At 52.6% G+C, this 15,745-nt stretch carries 11 protein-coding genes; all 11 read right to left on the bottom strand.

Translation table 11 applies throughout. The annotated features are described in order from the left end of the window. Nucleotides 1-9 precede the first annotated feature (9 nt). Nucleotides 10-441 (bottom strand): Fur family transcriptional regulator, encoded by a 432-nt coding sequence (locus ACYJL1_RS00870; RefSeq protein WP_460896593.1) that lies wholly within the window; start codon nt 439-441, stop codon nt 10-12. Nucleotides 442-587: 146 nt separating this feature from the next. Then, nucleotides 588-9,170, bottom strand: coding sequence for a GH36-type glycosyl hydrolase domain-containing protein (locus tag ACYJL1_RS00865; RefSeq protein ID WP_460896592.1), 8,583 nt, complete (start codon nt 9,168-9,170; stop codon nt 588-590). Between the two features lie 270 nt (nt 9,171-9,440). Continuing rightward, a complete protein-coding gene (locus tag ACYJL1_RS00860; protein WP_460896591.1) occupies nt 9,441-10,481 on the bottom strand; it encodes a sulfate/molybdate ABC transporter ATP-binding protein in 1,041 nt (346 codons plus the stop codon). 11 nt (nt 10,482-10,492) lie between these two features. Then, nucleotides 10,493-11,380: a sulfate ABC transporter permease subunit CysW gene (cysW, locus tag ACYJL1_RS00855; RefSeq protein ID WP_460896590.1), complete on the bottom strand. Its 888-nt coding sequence runs from the start codon at nt 11,378-11,380 to the stop codon at nt 10,493-10,495. Continuing rightward, a complete protein-coding gene (cysT, locus tag ACYJL1_RS00850; RefSeq protein ID WP_460896589.1) occupies nt 11,364-12,206 on the bottom strand; it encodes a sulfate ABC transporter permease subunit CysT in 843 nt (280 codons plus the stop codon). The genes cysW and cysT overlap by 17 nt, the downstream gene beginning before the upstream one ends. 63 nt (nt 12,207-12,269) lie before the next feature. Further along, nucleotides 12,270-13,253, bottom strand: a complete 984-nt coding sequence (locus tag ACYJL1_RS00845) for a sulfate ABC transporter substrate-binding protein (RefSeq protein ID WP_460897890.1) — start codon at nt 13,251-13,253, stop codon at nt 12,270-12,272. A gap of 253 nt (nt 13,254-13,506) precedes the next feature. After that, nucleotides 13,507-13,683, bottom strand: a complete 177-nt coding sequence (locus tag ACYJL1_RS00840) for a hypothetical protein (protein WP_460896588.1) — start codon at nt 13,681-13,683, stop codon at nt 13,507-13,509. Nucleotides 13,684-13,698: 15 nt separating this feature from the next. Further along, on the bottom strand, nt 13,699-14,205 hold the full coding sequence (locus ACYJL1_RS00835; RefSeq protein WP_460896587.1) for a hypothetical protein: 507 nt from the start codon (nt 14,203-14,205) through the stop codon (nt 13,699-13,701). Then, on the bottom strand, nt 14,186-14,368 hold the full coding sequence (locus ACYJL1_RS00830; protein WP_460896586.1) for a hypothetical protein: 183 nt from the start codon (nt 14,366-14,368) through the stop codon (nt 14,186-14,188). Before ACYJL1_RS00830 ends, ACYJL1_RS00835 begins: the two co-directional genes overlap by 20 nt. A gap of 246 nt (nt 14,369-14,614) precedes the next feature. After that, nucleotides 14,615-15,205: an SCO family protein gene (locus ACYJL1_RS00825; RefSeq protein WP_460896585.1), complete on the bottom strand. Its 591-nt coding sequence runs from the start codon at nt 15,203-15,205 to the stop codon at nt 14,615-14,617. Then, on the bottom strand, nt 15,205-15,735 hold the full coding sequence (locus tag ACYJL1_RS00820; RefSeq protein WP_460896584.1) for a copper chaperone PCu(A)C: 531 nt from the start codon (nt 15,733-15,735) through the stop codon (nt 15,205-15,207). Before ACYJL1_RS00820 ends, ACYJL1_RS00825 begins: the two co-directional genes overlap by 1 nt. Nucleotides 15,736-15,745: the final 10 nt, after the last annotated feature.

Here is a 15,745-nt window from a genome sequence, read left to right as displayed (position 1 = left end):
GCGGCTTTTTCATTGGTTTTCAGTTTTTCGCGCATAGAGCTCAAGCCGGTGATGCACAATATCGTACCCGAGCGATTTGGCGATTTCCTCTTGCAGTTTCTCAATTTTATCTGATTTGAATTCGATGACCGCCCCGGTGTCGATGTCGATCAGATGGTCATGGTGATCGCCGTGAGCCTGTTCAAAGCGCGATGGTCCCCCGCTGAAAGCATGGCGATGTATGGCACCCATATCTTCAAGCAAATTCATCGTTCGATAGACCGTCGACAGCGAAATGCTGTCATCAATCTCGATGGCACGATGAAATATTTTCATTGCATCCGGATGATCTTCTGTTGAGCTTAAAATATCCAGAATGATACGCCGTGGCCGCGTAATACGCACGCCCGCTTTGCGCAATTCCTTCTCATATTCAGGTTTGTGATTCAAAGCATGTTTCATGACTGGAATATGCGTCAGATTGCTCTCAGTTGCAAATTTTCTCAACTGAAGAGACGTGCGCAAAATGGATCATAAACAAAAATCGCCGCCAATAAATTCCATTGGCGGCGATTTTAATGGTTCCACTATACAAATGAAGGATTAGTTCATCTGGGCACTTCAACAGTGACCTTGTGTTCGCCCGACTTCTCCATAGGGATACCACCTTCTGGTTTCATCAGCTTCTTGCCATTAACAGTGACCTTCTTGGTTCCACGTGCCAGTGGTTTGACCTCCACTGAATATGTGGCATCGCCGTTGCGCAACACAAAACTGAAGCCGCTCCATTTGGAGGGTAGGGCCGGATCAACGAACAATCTGTCGGCTTTCCGGGTAATACCCAGAATGCCTTCCGTTGCAACCCGATACATCCAGCCAGCAGAGCCCGTATACCATGTCCAGCCGCCGCGACCACGCATAGGATCAACAGAGTAAACATCCGCTGCCACAACATAGGGTTCGACACGATAGGACTCGGCCTTATCAGCATCGAGGGCGTGATTGACCGGATTAACCATGCTGAACCAGCGGTAAGCTTCATCTGCATTGCCAAGTTTGGCCATCGCCAGAATCGCCCAGGTTGCCGCGTGCGTATATTGCCCACCATTTTCGCGTACACCGATCGGATAGCTTTTGATGTAACCCGGATCGTGGCGCGATTTGTTGAATGGAGGCGTAAACAGTTTGATGATCTGTGCATCGTCGTCGACCAGGTGCGTAGCGACAGAATTCATTGCCTGCTTAGCGCGGTCAAGGTCGCCGTAACCGGAAATTACGCTCCAGGACTGGGCGATAGAGTCAATCTGGCACTCTTCACTCGTCTTTGAACCCAAAGGCGAGCCATCATCGAAATAGCCGCGGCGATACCATTCGCCGTCCCAACCATTCGCTTCCAATGATGTCCTTACGCTGTCTATATGTGCTTGCCAGCGTTTTACGCGTTCCGCATCCTTGTAGCGTTCAGCGATAGGCAACATATCACGCAAGGTGCTGATCAGGAACCAACCAAGCCAGATGCTTTCGCCCTTGCCCTCTTCACCGACACGGTTCATTCCGTCGTTCCAGTCGCCGGTTAGCATCAATGGCATACCTTTGGTGCCTGTGCGGGCAACCGCAAGATCGAGTGCTCTGGCGGCGTGCTCATAAACGCTGACAATCTCTGTTGAAATTGTCGGCTGATAGAAGGCATCATGCTCAGCGTCTTCCAGGGCGCGTCCTTCGATGAAAGCTACCTGTTCGTCAAGAACGCTCATATCGCCTGTCACAGACGTGTAATGGGCGATTGCATAGCCAAGCCAAACCACATCGTCGGAAATCTTTGTCCGCACGCCGGCTCCAGTCGTGGGAAGCCACCAATGCTGGACATCACCTTCCTTGAATTGTCGCGCTGAGACATTCAGGATTTGCTTGCGGGCAAGCGCTGGATCGAGGATGAGCATGGACAAGGTATCTTGCAACTGATCGCGGAATCCAAAAGCGCCACTGGCTTGATAAAAAGCAGAGCGCGCCCAGATGCGGCACGCCAGGCTCTGATATGGCAGCCATCGATTGACCATAACGTCGAAAGCGTCATCAGGTGTTTCGACCTGCAGCCCGTCGAGGAAATCGGCCCAGACTGCTTTGGAAGCCGACAGTGTTTCTTCGAACGTACGCGATGCATGCTCAGCAAGGATCTTGCCAGCATCGTCAGCATTCCCTGTATCGCCCATATAAAAAAGCACTTCCCTGGTCTCGCCGGGAGCAAGCGCAACATCCACCGCCAGGGCGGCACAAGGATCACCGCCAGCCTCAACGAGATTGGACAATGATTTTGCCTGAAGCACAGCCGCGGGGCGTTCCACCGAGCCAAGATTCCCGAAGAACTCGGTGCGGTCGGCCGTAATGGATTGCGGCTTCACGCTGCTTGCAAAGAAAGCCATCTGGTTGCGCCGTTCGACGCCATACGGATTTCGGGCAAACAGAACGCCTTTTTCGGAATCGTAAGACGGCACGATGAACGGGGCGGTTTTCGCACGAACATTGCCAAGCATCCACTCAACAAAACCATAGGCACGAAGCTGTTTGGATGAACCGCCATGATTTGTAATTTTCAGGCGGGAAACCCTTACCGGCCGGGCCGGATCGATCGTATGTGTCAGTTCAAGTCCGACATCGCCGTGTTTCGAAAGGAAGGTTGAATAACCTTGTCCATGGCGTGTTTCATATAGAACTGATGGGTCCCGCAAAACTGACGCCGTTGGCGCGAATGCTACATTCTTGTCGAGGTCCACAATGTAGATCGCTTCACCGGAACGGTTGATTACGGGATCATTCGACCATTGAGTCAACTGATAGTCGCGGCTGTTGCCCGACCAGGTAAAGCCCGCGCCTTCCGCCGATACATGGAAGCCGAAGCCGGGATTGGAAATTACATTGATCCATGGCTGAGGGGTGCAGGTGAGTCCAGCCAGACGCACGACATATTCGCCGCTCGCCATATCGAACCCGCCAAAGCCATTCCAGAATTGCAGACCATCTCCCGATGTCTTAGCTGATGCCTGGCTCAATAGCTGGCTGGGTGCCGGAACAACTCCACGCAGATCATCAGTATCGTTCTCGATCAACGCTCTACTCTTGATATCGGAGGCTGGGAGCGCTTCGGCATTCAGATCCGTAACACGGTTTAGCTGCTCGGAGAGCGAGCCGTTCTGAGCGTGCAGCACGATGCGGGCCGAGGCCAGAAGCGTATTGTAGCTGGCATCACTCATCTGATCCTTACGGACAGTGAAGATGTGAACGCGGGGCCCATATTGCCCGCCGCGTGCACGGCTGTTCTCGCAGATCGCTTCCAATCCGCGCTGGAAATCCTGCGCGTAGGAGAATGAGCGTTCGTTGATGACAACGACATCAACCACCAGTCCCTTTGCCCGCCAATATTCCTGCGCCTTGAGAATATTTCTCAGCGTTTCCATATCAGCTTCGTCGTCGATGCGCAGTGCAAGGATCGGAAAATCGCCTGAAATCGACATTGGCCAGAGCTCGGATTGACTGCCTAGTCCACTGGCAATGCTGCTGGAGGGCAACCGCAAGGATTTCTCCGGGTAAATCAGATTTGTCGCTACGCGCTGGAAGACCGCCGCTTCGTCAGGGTTGATACCGATATGATGCAGACGAACCTGAGACCTCGTCCAGGAGAGTGAGAACTCGCGGGCAAAGCAATCCGGATGACGGAAGCGGGCGACCACTTCTTCAAGCTCCTTGCGATCGGGTCTTACGAGTGTCCAGAATACCAGTGTGACTTTCTTGTGGGCCGGAACCCGCACACGGCAACGCAGAGAGGCGATGGGGTCCAAAACGAACCCGTGACTGCCGCTCAGAGTAACACCTTCGTCGAAGGCTGCAGGATTGTGGAGGGAGCGTCCCCGCCCAATAAATGCGCGGCGGTCGGTTTCAACCTGTACTTCACGCATCGCTCCCGAACCATCGCTGACGACGTGGGCAACATGAATGTCAGGATCGTCAGCACCGCGTTTGCGGCGGGTTGCATAAATGGCATCGCCGCGCTCGTCAATCTCGGTTTCTACGAACATTTTTGCGAAAGCCGGATGAGCAGTGTCGGTGTCATCATTGGTCAGGACCAATTCGGCATAGGACGTGACCTCGATAATACGGTCCTTTGTGCCTGTATTGGTAATGACGATACGGCGTCCTTCGCCATCGGAATCCGAGGCCACAATGGTTTCCACCGTAGAGTGGATAGTACCCGTCTCTTTAATAAACTCCGCCTTGTAATCGGTGAAAATTGTCGTGCTCTTCTCCCCGGCCTGCCGAACCGGATCGCTCGTGGCGGACCACCATTCTCCGTTTTCCATGTCACGCAGGAAAAGGAACGTACCATATCCGCTCTCAATGGGGTCGGGTTGGAATCGGGTGATTGCCAAGCCGTTCCAGCGGCTGTACCCGCCGCCGTTCGCCGTAACCATCACAGAGTAATGTCCATTCGACATCATCTGGGTCGCGCGGGATGCAGTCATTGGATTCGGAATATAACGGATTGATGCCGGTTCTTCCGAACTTTCGACAGCTTTACGCATGGGGTTGTCGGCCTTGGCCTGCAATACCGGTATTTCGCGCGGCGCCTTTTCCTGCAACAAAAGCTCTGCGGCTTCGATAACGGGATCGGCATGGAAGCGTTCCCGCATGCGGCCCTCGAAGACCACGTTATTGACCGCTACGATCGACATGCCGTGATGATGGGCCATGTAGTTTCGCACGATTGCATATTCTTCATCTTCGCGAACGCGCGATTTGGTGAAATCAACGGCATCATAGAAGCCGTATTTTCCGAGTGCTCCCATCTTGCGCAGACGGTTCAGGTTCTGCACGGCTGCCGCTGGCTGATATTGGCTTGCCATAATGCTTGCATAAGGGGCAACCACATAGTTCTTGGACAGGCCGCGTTTCAAGCCGAGCGTCGGCACACCGAAATTGGTGTACTGATAGTTCATTTCCGGATCGCGCGCATTGTAAGCGGCTTCCGAAATACCCCAAGGCAGTCCCTTGGATTCACCATAGTCGATCTGGCGCTGGACGATCAGCTTGTTGGTCTGATCAAGCATTGAGCCGAGGGGCTCTATCATGACGAGTGGCGGCATCAGATATTCAAACATCGAGCCGGACCAGGAGATAAGTGCTCCACGCCAGCCTACTGGCACCAGCAATCGCCCGAGCTTGAACCAATGATCAACAGGTATATCGCCTTTTGCAATGGCGAAAAGACTGGCCAGCCGCGCTTCGGATGCCAGAAGATCATAGCAACTTGCGTCAAGTTCATTGGTCTCGACCCGGAAACCGATGGACAGCAAGCGGCGCTCCTTCCGCTCAAGGAAGGTGAAATCAGTGTCGAAGGCCAGTTGACGGGCACGCGTGGCGAGGGAAACAAGCCTTTCACGCAAAACATCTGTGCTTTCGTGACCACCCATGGCATCGTCGGTGTGACCCTGGCAGGTCTTGACCAAAAGCAATGCCCACTCATTTGCGTCGAGACTTATCGGGGTCTCGAGTTCGCCATGCAACTCCTCGGTCAGGCGTTGAATATCGCCCGCGAACAGGGAAAGATTGATTGTCCGTAGCGATGCTGTCTCAGGCTCTTCCTTGATCGTTGTAATCGCGCGGCGGAAATTGGCCACACGCTCTTCAAGGCGGCGGCGAAGAGGCCGAAGAACGCGGCGGTCATCGGGAATTTCGGCAATCGCTTCTTCGAGGATATCACTGACATCAAGAATGCCGTCGAGTTCGCTTTGAAGATAGACAGATGGCGCTTCAGCCCATTTTTCCAAAGCTGAAGACAGAGCCACCAGGTGACCAGCAAGATTACCGCTATCCACGGCTGACACATAGAGTGGCAGCAGTGGACGGAGTGTCGTTGTCTCATACCAGTTGTAAAGATGACCACGATACTTCTCCATTTTTTCGAGCGTATCGATTGTGTCGCCAATGCGCGTCAATGTCTCGTTGAAGCTGATCCAGCCGAAATCACGTGCAGCAACAGTCGAAAGCAAATACATACCGATATTGGTTGGTGAGGTACGCGTCGCGATGACTGGATACGGATCCTCCTGGAAATTATCCGGAGGAATGAAGTTCTGTTCCTTGGTGACAAAAACATCATAATAGTGCCAGGTCCGACGGGCAAAGCGGCGCAATTCACCCTTGTCGGATGACCGGACAATCAGATCGTCCAAAGGCTTGGCGGACCGGCTGACCAGCCATGCAATAACCGGCGAGAAAAACCAGATTGCAGCAAACGGGACTGCCAGTATCCAGGCACGGCTATGTCCGGCGAGCGGCAGGATAAGTGCCACCAGCGCAACAATGACTGCCGGCCACATCAGCCGCGTATAATATTGCAAGGTGTCAGGCGAGCTTGTCTTGGCTTGCGCGGCAGCGCGCCATTCCAGAAGATTTTTGCGCGAGACAAAAAGACGATACAAGGTACGCGCAATCGCATCAGCCATCAGGCAAGCCATGTTGGCGATAAAGGTAATGCGCAGGGCGATATCCGCAGCCCCGGCAAATATGTCCGTTAAAATAGCTTGGAAATGACCTTTGAGTGAAAGGTTCATGTCTGTCGGTACAAGGTTGGTGAAAAGGATCATCGTTGGTACGATGAACATGCTGAAAATCATGAAGAACTGCCACAAGGCGGCAATGCCAGGTGGCAGCAGTGTCCAAGCTGCGATGGATGCTACAATCCAGAAAATCGGCGTCAGTGAACGACGCAGATTATCCACCATTTTCCATCGGGTAACGGCCGTAATTCCCTGCTTTGCACTGAACAGATAAGGCAACAACTGCCAGTCACCACGGGTCCAGCGGTGATGACGTGAAATATCGACATTATAGCCGGTAGGATAATCTTCAACGACCTCTACGTCGCTGACCAATGCCGCACGGGCATAACCGCCTTCGAGCAAATCGTGGCTCAGGACGGTGTTTTCAGCAATTTTGCCATCAAGGGCGAGTTCGAAGAAATCGACGTCATAAAGACCTTTGCCAGTGAAGGTGCCTTCGCCAACAACATCCTGATAGACGTCTGAAACCGCAAAGACATAGGGATCAATGCCGCGATTGACAGAAAATACACGTTGCAGGAACGAAGCGTCATCGCCAGTTGTCAGCGAGGGCGTCACACGTGGTTGTAAAATTGCGTAACCGCTTACAATACGACCGGCCTTCTGGCTGTAAATCGGACGGTTCAAAGGATGGCTAAGCTTACCGGCAAGACGGTTGACCGAGTCCGGTGTGAGGCGTGTGTCCGAATCCAGCGTCATCACAAACTTTATGTCGGTAGGGATTACTTCATTTGAGGGGAAATAGGTCGTATCCTTGTCGCCGCGCAGGAGAAGATTAAGCTCATGCAGTTTACCGCGCTTTCGCTCCCAACCCATCCAGCGATTTTCCTGAGCATTGAAAAGGCGCTTGCGATGGAGAAGGAAGAAACGTGGATTGCTCTGTGTGTAGTGATTGTTGAGCGCGGTAATTTTTTCGCGAGCGTAGTCAAGGATATCCAGATCGTCGTCGCTCTGTTCAACCTTGCTGTCGGCCCAATCGGTCAGCAGTGCGAAATAGACTTCGCCACGAGGATTGGTCAGGTAGTGAACTTCAAGGTTGCGGATGTGTTCATCAACGGAGTCGCGCGACGTGATCAATGTGGGCACGGCTACCAGTGTTTTCGCCTCCGAAGGCAAGCCGTTTTTGTACTCGAAACCAATTAGCCGTGTAGGTGGCATAAACATCGGGAGGATCCAGTTCACAAAGCCGTTGGCGGTTTCCATGGTCGGAAACACTGCCAGGATCGTAAACAGCAGAACGAGATCGCGGGGCAGGCCAGCGCGCACCAGCCAATAATTGACCACCAGCAATATGGCGATCGAGAAGATGGACGCTGGCAGCCACAGGCCACCCAGACCAAGATTGCGGTAAAAACGTACCCAACGCAAAATGAGCGTCGGTGTATAACCGCAAACGGCCTCAAGCTCGGGTCGTCCATCCCCGGCAAGATAATAGCCCACATCGCGTTTGCGCTGCTCAGGAACCCCACCTTCATCGCCGGTCTGTTCCGCACTTTTACGGGCGAGTTCAAGCGCGGCCTGCGTAATGTCGTTCTCGCTCTTGCCGGAACGACGGGCGATTTTTTCGATGGCCACGCGATAAGCATTGCGCGAATGAAAGTCGAGCGCGTCAAAATTCGAGTTTTCACGCAGCACGGCGTCGACGCCGCTGACCGTTTCAAACCATGTAATCCAGTCAACGTCGTCAATAGCTTTCAGGCTGCGAATAAGATTTCCCATTGTCACGCCGCCAGTGGACTGACGGGTGTGTTCCTGAATGATCGCATCTTCGGCATCGCTGCCGTTTTTCTCCAAGACCTCTTCCAGCCAGGCTACTGCGGCACCGGAATGCATTGCGCCGCCGCGTAGGCGATAAAGCAGATGCGTTGCAAAGGTGCTGTCACGTGCAGCAGTCGTATATTGTTCCAGCATCTGAGGCAGCGTGTCTTTTTCTGCGTTCAGTGTAATCTCGTCAGCGACACTGTTTGCAAAGGCACGCATGCGTCGTGCACGCTCGACACGCAATGACAGGCGCCTCGCGTTTTCGATCAGAATGAAGCGGACGGCAGAGGGCAGGGCCCACAATTCACCAATATGGAGGGGCTCGACGGTTTGAAAACCCTCAACAATTGCGCTGAGACTGTTCAGCGAGAATTGACTGTCCGTATGGGCGACATAGAGCCACGCAAGCGCCATGACGCGCGGTATGTTGGTCTGGTTGACGAGTGGAGGCAATTGCCTGATAAACTTCTTGGGCAGATCGCGCTCAACCTGCTGGCTGTTCTGATCAACAAGGTAATAATTGTCGAGCAGCCATTGTGCGGCCGGGGTTATCGTTTCGCCTTTACGGGCAGCGGCGTCCGAAGATCGGTAGGAATGTAAGATCAACCGTGCGTTTTCAACGGTTCTCTGCTCGAAAACCATCGGCTCATAATCAGGCAAACGGACATCTTCGCCCTTGGCTATCCTTGCTCCCAGATTCCTCAGATCGTCAGTTGACTTATAGTGTGCCCGGATCGGGTTGGGCTGGACAGAAAAAATCTGACCGACGGTTTTCTTCTGAGATGCGAACGCTGGAAAAAAGCTTAATGAGGGCATTTGCTTCGTTTCGGTTGGAAGAACAAAATCTTCGAGATTGCAATATGAGACGGCATTTTATGATCTAATCGGTTCAGTGCAATGACGCTATCATCACTTTGTCTGTTATCGATCAGTTTTGATGAAAATGAGTCAGATTGCCATAATGAATTAAGTGCGTGGGCCGGGTAGTCGGCAACAATCAATAAAATGGCTCCAAAACACCCAAGGCTAAATTGTCCGCCAAACCAAAAAGCCGGAACTTGGAAATTCCGGCTTTGCTGTGAATTTTTAGGTGGCTTTTCCAAATAGGCGCCAGTGCTTTGGTAGAAATGCAAGTGGCGAGCCGACCTTTGCTGGGTGGTCAGCCGGGATTTCAATCTCGACGCGGCTCTCGGTTCCGTTGATTTCAAGTTCGACACGACGCGTAGCGCCCACCCGGCGGCTCGCTATCACCGTCCCATTGAGGTGCATTTCAGAGCCATCGAGAAGTTCCACATCGTGAGGACGGAAATAAAGCATACCTTTTCCGTCGGCTTGCTCGCTCTTCAGATCAAGTGCCTTATCGCCAAGATGGAGCGTCCCTGATTTGACGCTCACCTCCAAGGAGCTCGACTCACCGATGAAACCATAAACGAAGGGTGAGTTGGGGCGGTCATAGACTTCATCGGGCGTGCCGACCTGTTCAATCTTGCCTTGGCTCATCACGACAACACGGTCAGCAAGTTCGAGTGCCTCATCCTGATCATGCGTAACGAAAACGGTGGTATGCTGGGTCTTGTCATGGATTTCACGCAGCCACCGGCGCAATTCCTTGCGAACCTTGGCGTCAAGTGCACCGAATGGCTCATCCAATAGCAGCACGCGCGGCTCGATAGCCATGGCGCGGGCCAAGGCGACACGCTGTCGTTGCCCGCCGGAAAGCTGCGCCGGATAGCGCTTTTCAAGTCCGGAAAGCTGGACGAGATCGAGAAGTTCGGTTGAACGCCGGCGGATTTCCTCCTTGTTGGGCCGACTGGACCCGGGCCGTACTTTCAAACCGAAGCCAACATTATCGATCACAGTCATATGACGGAACAAGGCATAGTGTTGGAAAACAAAACCGACATTGCGCTCCTGCACGGACTTTAAAGAGGCATCCTCATCACCAAAGAAGACCTTGCCTTCGGTCGGGATTTCCAGCCCGGCAATCAGGCGAAGGAGTGTTGTTTTACCCGATCCGGATGGACCGAGCAGGGCGATAAGCTCACCTGAATTTATATTCAATGATACGTCGTGCAGCGCCGGAAACCGTTCAAATTCCTTGCGTACACCACTCACTCGAACTTCCATAAATATTCCCCTTAGTGTCCGCCAGCAGCGCGAAGTTCCGCCCCATATCGAAACTCCAGCAGAGTTTTGAGAACGAGCGTCACCAGCGCGAGCAGCGCAAGCAGTGAAGCCACTGCGAAAGCAGCGACAAAGTTATATTCATTGTAGAGAATTTCCACATGCAGTGGCACCGTATTTGTCAGGCCACGAATGTGACCGGACACGACTGACACTGCACCAAACTCTCCCATAGCCCGGGCGTTGCATAAAAGGACGCCGTAGAGCAACCCCCATTTGATGTTGGGCAGGGTGACATGCGAGAAAGTCTGCCATCCATTTGCCCCCAATGACAATGCGGCCTCCTCATCGGTCGTTCCCTGATCCTGCATGAGCGGGATCAGCTCACGTGCAACGAACGGAAAGGTAACAAACACTGTTGCAAGCACGATGCCCGGTACAGCAAAGAGTACCTCTATGCCATGGGATTTCAGCCATGGTCCGAGAACGCTCTGCGATGAAAAGAGCAGAACGTAAACGAGACCGGAAATGACCGGAGACACGGAAAATGGCAAGTCGATGAGTGTCGTCAAAAAAGCCTTGCCCTTGAATTCGAATTTGGCAATGGCCCAGGCGGCAACCACGCCAAAGACAAGGTTCAACGGCACTGCAATTGCCGCAACCAGCAGGGTCAAGCGTATGGCAGCAAGCGCGTCAGCCTCAGCAAAGGCGGCAAAATAGGCTTCCGGACCTTTACGAAAAGCTTCGACAAAAACGGCAATGAGCGGCAGAAGCAGGAAGAGGCCAAGAAAGCCTAAGGCAATAGCGATAAGAACAAGTCGCGCTGTCCGGCTTTCTGTCGTGGCCGGATGCCATGCCTTGGCAGATTCGTTTGATGTCACCATGTCATGTGCCATAGCCATATCTCCTGCGGCTCCATGCTTGAATAAGATTGATCACCAGCAGCATGAGAAATGATATGGAAAGCATGATTGTCGCAATGGCTGTGGCACCCGCATAGTCAAGTTCCTCGAGCCGAATAACAATCAACAAGGGCGCAATTTCAGAGACATAGGGCAAGTTGCCAGCGATGAAGATCACAGACCCGTATTCCCCGACAGCGCGGGCGAAGGCAAGTGCAAAGCCGGTAAGGATGGCCGGTTGCAGACCGGGTAGCAATACGCGCGTTATGGTTTGAAAACGGGTCGCCCCAAGCGTCGCGGCAGCCTCTTCAACTTCTTTACGTATTTCTTCCATGACGGGCTGAACAGTGCGAACAACGAAGGGAAGACCGATGAAAATCAAAGCGATGACGATACCCAGCGGTGTGAATGCCACCTTGATACCCAAAGGATCGAGCCATTTTCCGATCCAGCCGTTTTTGGCATAGAGCGCAGTGAGCGCGATGCCAGCAACAGCCGTTGGCAAGGCGAAAGGTAGGTCGACAATGGCATCAATAATGCGGCGGCCTGGAAAGCGGTAGCGTACAAGAACCCAGGCAACGATAACGCCAAAGACGACATTGACCAGCGCGGCAACAAGCGATGTGCCAAAGCTGATTTTCAACGCATTGACTGTACGTGGGTCGATGGCAACACTGAAGAAGCCACCCCAACCCAGAGCGGCAGAGCGCCACACGAGGCCCGCCAAGGGAATAAGGACGATCAGTGCAAGGTAGGCAAGCGTGAAGCCAAGCGTCATCCCAAATCCGGGAATGATACTTGGCCTCTTGAACCCGTGTGGAGTCATATAGACACTCCATCACGGTTTGGCCGCCAACCTGTTTTTACTCGGTTGAACGTCATATTGTTATCACTTCGGTTTGTAAATCTGGTCAAATGTCCCGCCTTCCCCGAAGTGGTAGGGCTGTGCCCTGGCCCATCCACCGAAGATTGGATCATCGATCGTCACCAGTTTCAAATCCGGCAGTTTCTTCAGAAGCTCTGCGGGAACGAGGCTTGGCTCGCTCGGGCGATAAAAATGCTTGGCAGCAAGTGTCTGGCCCTCTTCCGAGTAGAGATATTGCAGATAGGCTTCCGCAGCTTTTCTCGTTCCCTTGGCATCCACATTCGCATCAACAATGGCGACAGGCGGTTCGGCAAGAATGGACTGCGGAGGCACAACAATATCAAACTTGTCGGCACCAAACTCGTTCAGTGAAAGATAGGCTTCATTCTCCCAGGCAAGGAGAACGTCACCGAGTTCGCGCTGTGCAAAGGTCGTGGTTGAGCCACGAGCGCCCGTATCGAGCACAGGAACATGTTGGAACAGCGTTGCGATATATTCCTTGATCTTGGCTTCATCCCCACCAAACTCGCCATTCGCCCATGCCCAGGCGGCAAGATAGTTCCAGCGTGCGCCACCCGAGGTCTTGGGGTTTGGCGTGATGACCTCGACGCCATGCTTGATCAGGTCACCCCAATCCTTGATTCCCTTTGGATTGCCCTTGCGCACAAGAAAGACAATCGTGGACGTGTAGGGTGCAGAGTTGTGAGGATATTCTGCTCGCCAGTCGGGATTGATTTTCTTCGTGGCCGATACAATCGCCGAAATATCGCTGTCAAGCGCGAGCGTTACAACATCGGCGCCCAAGCCATCATTTACCGCACGCGCCTGTTTACCCGAGCCACCATGCGACATCTGTATGGTAACAGTTTCCCCTGTGTCAGCTTTCCACTTGGCTGCAAAGGCCGCGTTGAAATTCTTGTAGAGTTCGCGGGTTGGATCGTAGGAAACATTTAAAAGCGTGGTGTCCGCCAAGGCGGCAGACATTGGCTGTGCCGCGACCGTTGCCATAAGGAGAACGGTCGTGAAGGCCATCGATAATCGGGAATTCTTCATGCCTGCCTCCGTGTAATTGAAACTGAAGGGTAGCAGAGCCTCTGAAAATGAGGCGTTATAAAGAATTCCTTTTACATGGCGAAAGTAGAAAACTCTACCTGATATCTATAGTCTACAGGAATAGTCGTCTATAGATTGCTTCCATTCGTTCCGTTGCAAAAAAGATAGCTGGATCTTGTCGAAACCCGGCCTTTTGCGAACGTGCTGGTTATTTGCGAACTGTTAGCTTCACAGGTGTCGCATCAGCAATTTTGACGTAGCCGATAAGTTCGACGCGCGTCGTATCTTCCTTTGGTAGTTTGATGGGCATGACAAAGATAGCTGCAGTCAACAGCGCTGTCGCTACTACGGACAATTGTCGTTCCCGACGCGAACTGATAATCATAATCTCTCCCCTTTTTTAATGATATTTCGCGCGCACAGGACGGGAAATAATATCGTCGATCGCAGACTTTGGAATGGGCAGAAGCACCTGATCCAGCTCTACGAGCGTTTCAGCAAAAGTGATTGCAGCGTTCTCGACTTCCTCGTGACGGGAAGGACATGCCATTGCATTGAGGCATGTTCGTGCCGCAACCATGTCGCAATTTTGAAGACCGGCAATAAGCCCCAGTGTCATGCATTCCTCACGGCAGACATGATGGGAACCAAAGGGAAATGTCTTCAACGGGCATAGGGCACAATGGCGCAATGTGCGAACGAAATAGGACAATTCCGACATGGCGCGATTGCCGTTACGATCACCGAGAATCTCACTGTACAGACCGTATGCCATTTCCCAGGCAATGACGGAGCCGGTTTCAAATCCGGCAGTCCAGCGGCGATACCCTTCGAGTACAAGTTTTTCTGGAGCCCGGTCGAAATAACTGCCCGTATGGTTCTGTGCTTCAGATAGACGCGGAAACATCGCGACCTCCGTCCTGCTGAACATTGCGGGTAGGGGCGAGCGATTCATTGGAGCATAGGTCGGATAATTGCCATAGAGGCCTGTCGAGACCCAAGGCAGACGACGAGCGCTGAAGTTTCAGCAAAGCGACCACGCGTTTACGTGGCAGAAAAAGACCGATCATAAGGTCCTCCAATCGAACGGGTTCAAGGCCCAGACATCAAAGGGATGTACTCATTGTACAATTGCATAAAGGCTGCTGAAAAACCGGATGTCAAATGCTAATTGTGTGAAACGTTCAAAAATATCAATAGCTTAGAATAATTCTAGGAAATTATGAGTTTTTTAGTATACAAATGTTCTGATAGCGGCAATCTTGGAAGAACTGTCCTCGTCCAAATTTTTAGGAAGAGGACAGTTTTGGCGGGATTCAGCCGGCGACGAGCAGCTTGAGCTTTTTCAAGGCTACATCCGGGTCTTCTTTGTAATCGATCGTGCTTTTCAGACGCGAATCGCGGTCAAGCAACATGATGGATGCTGTATGATCCATTGTGTAATCGCCATCCTCCGTCGGAACTTTCTTGGCGTAGATGCGCCAGCTCTTGACCAGTTTGTCGACTTCTTCGGGCTTTCCGGTAATGCCGGTTATCCGGTCGGTAAAAGCTGCCGTATAGCCCTTCATGACTTCCGGCGTGTCGCGCTCCGGATCGACGGAGATGAAGAAAACGCGTAAATCCTTGCCTTCCTCCCCCAAACTATTCAGCAGCCCGGCCATTTCGAACAAGGTAGTCGGGCAAACCTCAGGACAATGCGTAAAGCCAAAAAACAGAGCTGTTGGGTGGCCTTTGAATGCCGCCTCGGTAATAGGCGCACCATTTTGATCGATCAAATTGAATGGGGTTCCAAGTTCAACTGATTTGGATGTACTGCCCTGCCGCCCGCTCATGTAAGTAAGAACCAGAAAGATCGAAAGAGCTGCAATACCTGCCCATAGACCGTAGCGAACCAATCTCATATTCATCAATTGTGCTCCATGCTTGCAGCGTTTGCTGCGCCGACCATAAACTGAACTTCGATCTTACCCGTCTTGGTAAATTCAAGCGTGACCGGGATCATGTCACCTTCCTTCAGCGGCTTTACGATATTCATCAGCATCAAATGCAAACCACCTGGGGAGAGCTCCACTGTTTCGCCAGCGGGTATCTCAAGCCCTTCCTTCAACTGACGCATCTGCATGATATCGCCGTTCATCTTCATCTCGTGCACCTCAACACGTTCGGCGGCGGGAGTCGAACCCCCAATTAAGCGGTCAGGTTCACTGGCGGAATTGGTGATCTTGAGATAGCCGCCGCCCACTTTAGCTCCGGGCAAAGTGGCGCGGGTGAACGCATTGCTAAGGGTCAGATCTCCAACTTCTATCGGCTCCATAACGCTTTCCCACATGGCCGCAGATCCGTCATGCCCCATCTTGGAATGGTCATGAGCCTGTGCTGCGAAGGAAAGCGATGTGGCGAGAAATGCAAGTGCGGTAATTCGCAAGAGGATATTCATGGGATGTCTC

This window comes from Phyllobacterium sp. K27, from assembly GCF_054796155.1.
This window is presented reverse-complemented; position numbering and strand designations above follow the sequence as displayed.

What these genes read in the sequence shown, in the direction of transcription:
- ACYJL1_RS00870 (WP_460896593.1), bottom strand. Translation starts at nt 441, where the DNA reads ATGAAACATGCTTTGAATCACAAACCTGAATATGAGAAGGAATTGCGC.
- ACYJL1_RS00865 (WP_460896592.1), bottom strand. Translation starts at nt 9,170, where the DNA reads ATGCCCTCATTAAGCTTTTTTCCAGCGTTCGCATCTCAGAAGAAAACC.
- ACYJL1_RS00860 (WP_460896591.1), bottom strand. Translation starts at nt 10,481, where the DNA reads ATGGAAGTTCGAGTGAGTGGTGTACGCAAGGAATTTGAACGGTTTCCG.
- cysW (WP_460896590.1), bottom strand. Translation starts at nt 11,380, where the DNA reads ATGGCTATGGCACATGACATGGTGACATCAAACGAATCTGCCAAGGCA.
- cysT (WP_460896589.1), bottom strand. Translation starts at nt 12,206, where the DNA reads ATGACTCCACACGGGTTCAAGAGGCCAAGTATCATTCCCGGATTTGGG.
- ACYJL1_RS00845 (WP_460897890.1), bottom strand. Translation starts at nt 13,253, where the DNA reads ATGGCAACGGTCGCGGCACAGCCAATGTCTGCCGCCTTGGCGGACACC.
- ACYJL1_RS00840 (WP_460896588.1), bottom strand. Translation starts at nt 13,683, where the DNA reads ATGATTATCAGTTCGCGTCGGGAACGACAATTGTCCGTAGTAGCGACA.
- ACYJL1_RS00835 (WP_460896587.1), bottom strand. Translation starts at nt 14,205, where the DNA reads ATGTTTCCGCGTCTATCTGAAGCACAGAACCATACGGGCAGTTATTTC.
- ACYJL1_RS00830 (WP_460896586.1), bottom strand. Translation starts at nt 14,368, where the DNA reads ATGATCGGTCTTTTTCTGCCACGTAAACGCGTGGTCGCTTTGCTGAAA.
- ACYJL1_RS00825 (WP_460896585.1), bottom strand. Translation starts at nt 15,205, where the DNA reads ATGAATATGAGATTGGTTCGCTACGGTCTATGGGCAGGTATTGCAGCT.
- ACYJL1_RS00820 (WP_460896584.1), bottom strand. Translation starts at nt 15,735, where the DNA reads ATGAATATCCTCTTGCGAATTACCGCACTTGCATTTCTCGCCACATCG.